Below are 5855 nucleotides of genomic sequence, written 5' to 3'. Positions count from 1 at the left end.
TGGGCAACCTGGCGCAGATCGACACGCCCTACCTCACCGAAGGCAGCTCGGGCCTGACGTTCGCGGTGGACCGTTTCAAGGGCTGGGCCCACAGCGGTCACGTGACGCTGGCGCGCGGCGAGCGCTCCCGCCTGGCGGACTTCGCCTCCGAAGTGCTGTGATTCCGGCGCCCGCCTGACGGCGGGACAGCCCCCAGAGCGGCCCCGTCACCGGGGCCGCTGCTTTTTGGGAGTCAGCGGTTGAGCAGCCCGCCCAGCATGCCGGCGATGTCGCCCAGGCCGCCGGCGCCGCCCTGCGGCAACTGGCCCTGGGGCGTCAGCCGGTCGACGATCTGCGGCAGCCACTGGCTGAGCTGTTCCCCCGCCTCGGCATGCGACACGCCCGCCTGCTGCGCGAGCTGACCGAGCAGGCCGCCCGCCCCGCCCAGCGCATTGCCGAGTTCGCCCCCCGAGACCGGCTGGTTGGTACCGCTGGAGATCCAGCTCTGCACCTGCTCGCCCAGGCCGCCGGCCTGCAGTTGCTGCAGCAACCCGGCCAGGCCGCCCTGGGCCGAACCGTTGGCCAGCAGGCCGGCGATCAGGGCCGGCCAGTTGGGCTGGCCGTCCTGCTGCCCCGGGCTGCCCAAAGCCTGTGTGGCGGCGCCCAGAACCTGATCTAGAAGTCCCATTGCAATCTCCAGTGAAATGACCCGAGGGCAGTCTATGGAAAAAGACCGGGGCCACAAAATGAGAGCGCTATCAACCACAATACCGTCTTCACTTCCGCTCGCATTGCCATGATCTACCGTCCCCTCGGCCGCACCGGCTGGAACATCTCGGCCATCGGCTTCGGCGCCTGGGCCATCGGCGGCACCTGGGGCCGTACCGACGACGCGGCCGCCATGGCGGCGCTGCATCGCGCGCTGGACCGCGGCGTGAACTTCTTCGACACGGCCGATGTCTACGGCGACGGCCACAGTGAACGCCTGCTGGCCCGACTGAAGCGCGAGCGCCCCGGCGACGCCTTCTTCGTGGCCACCAAGGCAGGCCGGCGCCTGGACCCACACGTCGCCGAGGGCTACCGCGACCTGCGCCCCTTCATCGAGCGCAGCCTGAAGAACCTCGACGCCGACGCGCTCGACCTGCTGCAGTTGCACTGCCCGCCCAGCGCGGTCTATGCGATGCCCGAGGTCTTCGGCGCGCTGGATGACCTTGTGCGCGAAGGCAAGCTGCGCAACTACGGCGTCAGCGTCGAGCGCATCGACGAGGCCATGGCGGCGCTGGCGTTCCCCGGCGTGCAGTCGGTACAGATCATCTTCAACCTGTTCCGCCAGCGGCCGGCCGAGGTCTTCCTGCCCGCGGCCCAGGCCGCCCAGGTCGGCGTGCTGGCACGCCTGCCGCTGTCCAGCGGCATGCTCAGTGGCAAGTTCACGCGTGACAGCCGCTTCGGCGCCGACGACCACCGCGGTTTCAACCGCCAGGGCGAGGCCTTCGACAAGGGCGAGACCTTCTCCGGCGTGGACTACGAGCAGGGACTGGCGGCCGTCGAGGAGCTGCGCGCGCTCCTGCCGGCCGGCGTCAGCATGGCCCGCCTGGCGCTGCGCTGGATCCTGATGTTCGAGGCGGTCAGCGCCGCCATCCCCGGCGGCCGCACACCGGCGCAGGTGGACGAGAACGTCAGCGCGGCCGACCTCGCCGCCCTGCCTGCCCCACTGATGCAGGCCCTGGCCGACCTCTACCGGCGACGCATCGCGCCGCAGGTCCACGCGTTGTGGTGATCAGTCGCCGCGCTGCACGGCCGTAGAGAAGCGCCGCACCGCGCCGTCCGCCGCCACGGCACGGCGGCCCGCGGCGATGAGGCGGTCGATCTGCTCGGCCGGCAGCTTGAGCCGCGTCGGGATCAGGTTCAACGCTTGCTCCTCGGCCTCCGGCAGGTCGGCGAAGCTGATCTGCGTGACATTGAACTTGATGTCTTCGCATTGCCAGTCGGGGTTGGCGGCACGCAGGGCGGCCTTGCGCTCGTCGCTGAGGCTGCAGCGGTAGGTCACCAGATCGCGCTCCCAGTTGCGCACCATGGGCACGAAGCTCGCGTAGCTCATGCGCATGGTGCTCTCGATCGCCGTGTCAACGGCGCCCGACGCGATCTCCACGCCCGACGGCCCCGCCACCTCGCGGGCCCAGTCGGCGCTGGGCCCCTGGCCCGCGTCGACGACGATGAAGAGCAGCCGGCGCATCGTGGCGGCGTCCTGCTCAGGGATGGGACCGTAGGGCGTGTTCAGCAGCACCCGGCTCTGCAGGATGGCCACCAGGCCCAGGTTGTCCGTCAGCCCGCCATCCACCAGCTTCAGATAGCGCCCCGCCTTGGGGTTGGCGTTGTCGCGGAACAGGCGGGCCAAGGCCAGGCGCAGCCGGTACTGGTCGTCGCGCTCGTCGCGGCGCACGGCCAGGCCCGGCGGCAGCTGGACCTGGCAGGCCTCGGGAAAGCGTTCCACCACCACAGGCGCGAAGAACAGCGGCACGGCCATGGACGCCGCGACGGCCTCGGAGACGGGATAGCTCGCGAGGTCGCTGCACAGTGCATCGAACGTGCGCTCGTGGAACGGGAAGGCCAGCCGGTACTGCACATTGCTGGCACTGATCCACACCACCGGCCGCGAGCGCTTGAACATGTCGGCGAAGGTGGCGCCCTTGAAGACGTCCTTCTCCAGCCAGTCGTTGAAGTCGCTGCGGTCGTTCAGACCGCCAGCGAACAGCCGGCGCAGGTTGTTGGGGTTGAGCAGGTTGAACCTCAGGCCGGCCTCGCCGTCGCGCAGCAGGACCTTCTCGCGGAACTCGCGCAGGCCGTCGGCGCCGTTCAGGCCGAAATAGGCCGAGGTCAGCGAGCCTCCCGACACGCTCGTGATGAAGCTGACCTCGTCGAGCAGGTTGTGCCCCGGCGTGGACGGCTGCTCGCGCAATCCCTCCAGCACCCCGTACGCGAAGGCAGACGCCCGCAGGCCGCCGCCCGAGAAGCTCAGCGCCACCAGGGTGTCCTTGCCCATCGCCTTGGGCGCCTGCGGCGGCACCTGGTGGGCCGTCGGCCTGTTGCGTGGCGGGTTCAGGGGCGCGCCGGCACAGGCGGCCAGCAGCAAGCAGGTGCAAAAGAGCAGCAGGGCGCGCATCGGGCGTCTCTCGGTCATGACGGTGGGCGAACCCGCGCATTCTGCCGATGCTGTCAGACCCTGGCGGGCCGCCGCCGGACAATCCGGCCATGCAGCAACCACCCCGCTGGATCGCCCACCTCGACATGGACGCCTTCTACGCGTCCGTCGAGCTGCTGCGCTATCCGCAGCTGCGGGGCGAGGCGGTCGTCATCGGCGGGCGGCGCGCCGATGCGCCGCAGCAGCTGGAAGACGGCTCCTGGCGCTACGCCAGGCTGCGCGACTACACCGGCCGCGGCGTCGTCACCACCAGCACCTACGCCGCCCGCGACCTCGGCGTGTTCTCGGCCATGGGGCTGATGAAGGCGGCGCTGCGCGCGCCCGACGCCGTCCTGCTGCCGGCCGACTTCGACTCGTACCGCAAGTACTCGCGCCTGTTCAAGGCCGCGGTGGCCGAGGTGGCCCCCGTCATCGAGGACCGTGGCATCGACGAGATCTACATCGACCTCACCGACGTGCCCGGCGTGCGCGACGCCGTGGGGCACGACCCGCTCGGCGGCGTGAAGGCGGTGGCCCGCGAGATCAAGAACTCGGTGGGGCGCGCGACGGGCCTGACCTGCTCCATCGGCATCACGCCCAACAAGCTGCTCAGCAAGATCGCCAGCGAGCTGGACAAACCCGACGGCATCACGGTGTTGACGCTGGACGACATCCCCCGCCTGATCTGGCCGCTGGCGGTGCGCAAGATCAACGGCATCGGCCCCAAGGCCGGCGAGAAGCTCGTCAGGCTGGGGCTGGAAACCGTGGGCGACGTCGCCGCTGCCGCGCCCGAATGGCTGGTGGAGCAGTTCGGCGAGAGCTATGGCAGCTGGCTGCATGCGGCCTCGCACGGGCGCGACAACCGCGCCATCGTCACGCACAGCGAGCCGGTGTCCATCAGCCGCGAAACCACCTTCGAGCGCGACCTGCACGCCGTGCACGACAAGGCTTTGCTCGGCGGCATCATGGACGAGCTCTGCGAGAGCCTCGCCCGCGACCTGGCCCGCAAGCGCTACGCGGGCAAGACGGTGGGCATCAAGCTGCGCTTCGAGGGTTTCATCACCGTCACGCGCGACCAGACTCTGAAGACCCCCATCACCACCGCCGCCGACATCCGCCACGCCGCGGGCCTGTGCCTCAAGCGCGTCAAGTTCGACAAGCGGCTGCGCCTGATGGGCGTGCGCATCGGCAACCTGGTGCACGCCAGCGAGGTGCCGCCGCCGGCGCCGGCCGTCGACAAGGCCAAAGCGCCCGAGCGAGAGAATCTCTCGCTCTTCTGATGTCTTCACCCGCCTCCTCCCCGGCCTGGACCTACACCGTCTCGGTCCGCAGCCTTTGCGAGTTCACCGCCAAGCATGGCGATCTGGACCGCCGCTTCACGCCCTCGGCCACCGCGCTGGAGGGCCAGGCCGGCCAACTGGCCGTGCTGGCGCGCCGCTCGCCCGGCTACGAAACCGAGCTGCCGCTGGAAGGCCTGCACGGTCAGCTGCGCGTGCGCGGCCGCGCAGACGGCTATGAGGCCGATGTGAACCGGCTGGAAGAGATCAAGACCATCCGCGGCCCGGTCGAGCTCATCCCGGAGAACCGGCGCGCGCTGCACTGGGCGCAGTTGGAGACCTACGGCGCCCTCATCGCCGCGGACCGCGGGCTGGCCGAACTGGAACTGGCCCTGGTCTACGTGGACGCCGACACCCAGCATGAGACCGTGCTGCGCGAGACGCTGACGGCCACCGCGCTGCAGGCCGCCTTCGAAGCCCGCTGTGTGCAGTTCGAGGCCTGGGCGGCACAGGAGGCCGCCCACCGCGGTGCGCGCGACGCGGCGCTGGGCCAGTTGCGCTTTCCGCTGGGCGAGCTGCGGCCGGGCCAGCGCCTGCTGGCCGAGGCCGTCTACCGCGTCGCCGCCAACGGCCGCTGCCTGCTGGCCCAGGCCCCCACCGGCATCGGCAAGACGCTGGGCACCCTCTACCCCCTGCTGCGCGCCATGCCGGCCCAGGGGCTGGACAAGATCGGCTACATGACCTGCAAGGGCACCGCGCGCCTGACCGCGCTGGACGCGCTGCAGACCGTGCGCGATGCCAGCCCCGGCCTTCCCCTGCGCGTGCTGACGCTGGTGGCCAAGGAGCAATCCTGCGAACACCCCGACAAGGCCTGCCACGGCGCCGCCTGCCCGCTGGCCAGCGGCTTTTACGACCGCCTGGCCGCGGCCCGGCAGGACGCCGTCGCCGCCGCCTGGCTGGACCCTGCCGCGCAGCGCCGCATCGCGCTCAAGCACGGCATCTGCCCCTATTACCTGGGCCAGGAGCTGCTGCGCTGGGCCGACGTCGTCGTCGGCGACGTGCACCACGCCTTCGATCCCCACGGCCAGCTCTACGGCCTGGCCCAGTCCCAGGGCTGGAAACTGGCGCTGCTGGTGGACGAGGCACACAACCTCATCGACCGCACGCGCGACATGTACAGCACCCAGCTCAGCCTGTCGCGCGTCCGCGAGGCCCTGGCCGCCGCGCCGGCGAGCCTGCGCACGCCGCTGCGCCGCCTGGCCGGCGAACTCAAGGACCTCGGCGACGCCCAGGCGGGCGACTACGAGGCCCTGCCGGAAGTGCCCGACGACCTGGCCGAGGCGCTGCAGCGCGTCAACGCCGCCCTCGGCGAACATGTGCAGAATCATCCGCTCGACGTCGGGCCCATGCTGCAGTTCTAT

General features: G+C 70.7%; 4 protein-coding genes and 1 pseudogene. 3 read left to right on the top strand and 2 right to left on the bottom strand.

Going from position 1 to position 5855, the window contains the following annotated elements; all coding sequences use genetic code 11:
• Positions 1-232: 232 nt before the first annotated feature.
• Positions 233-667, bottom strand: a complete 435-nt coding sequence (locus tag VGF12_RS01680; RefSeq protein ID WP_331174311.1) for a YidB family protein — start codon at positions 665-667, stop codon at positions 233-235.
• A 108-nt stretch (positions 668-775) separates the two neighbouring features.
• Here VGF12_RS01680 and VGF12_RS01675 point away from each other — a divergent pair, with 108 nt between their 5' ends.
• On the top strand, positions 776-1756 hold the full coding sequence (locus VGF12_RS01675) for an aldo/keto reductase (RefSeq protein WP_331174310.1): 981 nt from the start codon (positions 776-778) through the stop codon (positions 1754-1756).
• Here VGF12_RS01675 and VGF12_RS01670 read toward each other — a convergent pair whose 3' ends face one another.
• Entirely contained in the window at positions 1757-3157 is a 1401-nt protein-coding gene (locus VGF12_RS01670; RefSeq protein ID WP_331174309.1) for a patatin-like phospholipase family protein, read from the bottom strand.
• A 71-nt stretch (positions 3158-3228) separates the two neighbouring features.
• Here VGF12_RS01670 and VGF12_RS01665 point away from each other — a divergent pair, with 71 nt between their 5' ends.
• Complete coding sequence (locus tag VGF12_RS01665; RefSeq protein WP_331174308.1) at positions 3229-4437, top strand: DNA polymerase IV; 1209 nt, start codon at positions 3229-3231, stop codon at positions 4435-4437.
• Positions 4437-5855: pseudogene (locus VGF12_RS01660) on the top strand (ATP-dependent DNA helicase); the annotation flags it as partial. The gene VGF12_RS01665 and the pseudogene VGF12_RS01660, both read left to right, overlap by 1 nt.

It is taken from the genome of Roseateles sp. (genome assembly GCF_036404855.1).
Taxonomy (GTDB): domain Bacteria; phylum Pseudomonadota; class Gammaproteobacteria; order Burkholderiales; family Burkholderiaceae_C; genus Pelomonas.
Note: the sequence above shows the minus strand (reverse complement) of the source record. Positions and strands in the feature narration are given on the sequence as shown.

Bases quoted from the DNA above. Each gene is read 5' to 3' on its own strand.
- VGF12_RS01670 (WP_331174309.1), bottom strand. From the start codon at position 3,157: ATGACCGAGAGACGCCCGATGCGCGCCCTGCTGCTCTTTTGCACCTGC.
- VGF12_RS01680 (WP_331174311.1), bottom strand. From the start codon at position 667: ATGGGACTTCTAGATCAGGTTCTGGGCGCCGCCACACAGGCTTTGGGC.
- VGF12_RS01665 (WP_331174308.1), top strand. From the start codon at position 3,229: ATGCAGCAACCACCCCGCTGGATCGCCCACCTCGACATGGACGCCTTC.
- VGF12_RS01675 (WP_331174310.1), top strand. From the start codon at position 776: ATGATCTACCGTCCCCTCGGCCGCACCGGCTGGAACATCTCGGCCATC.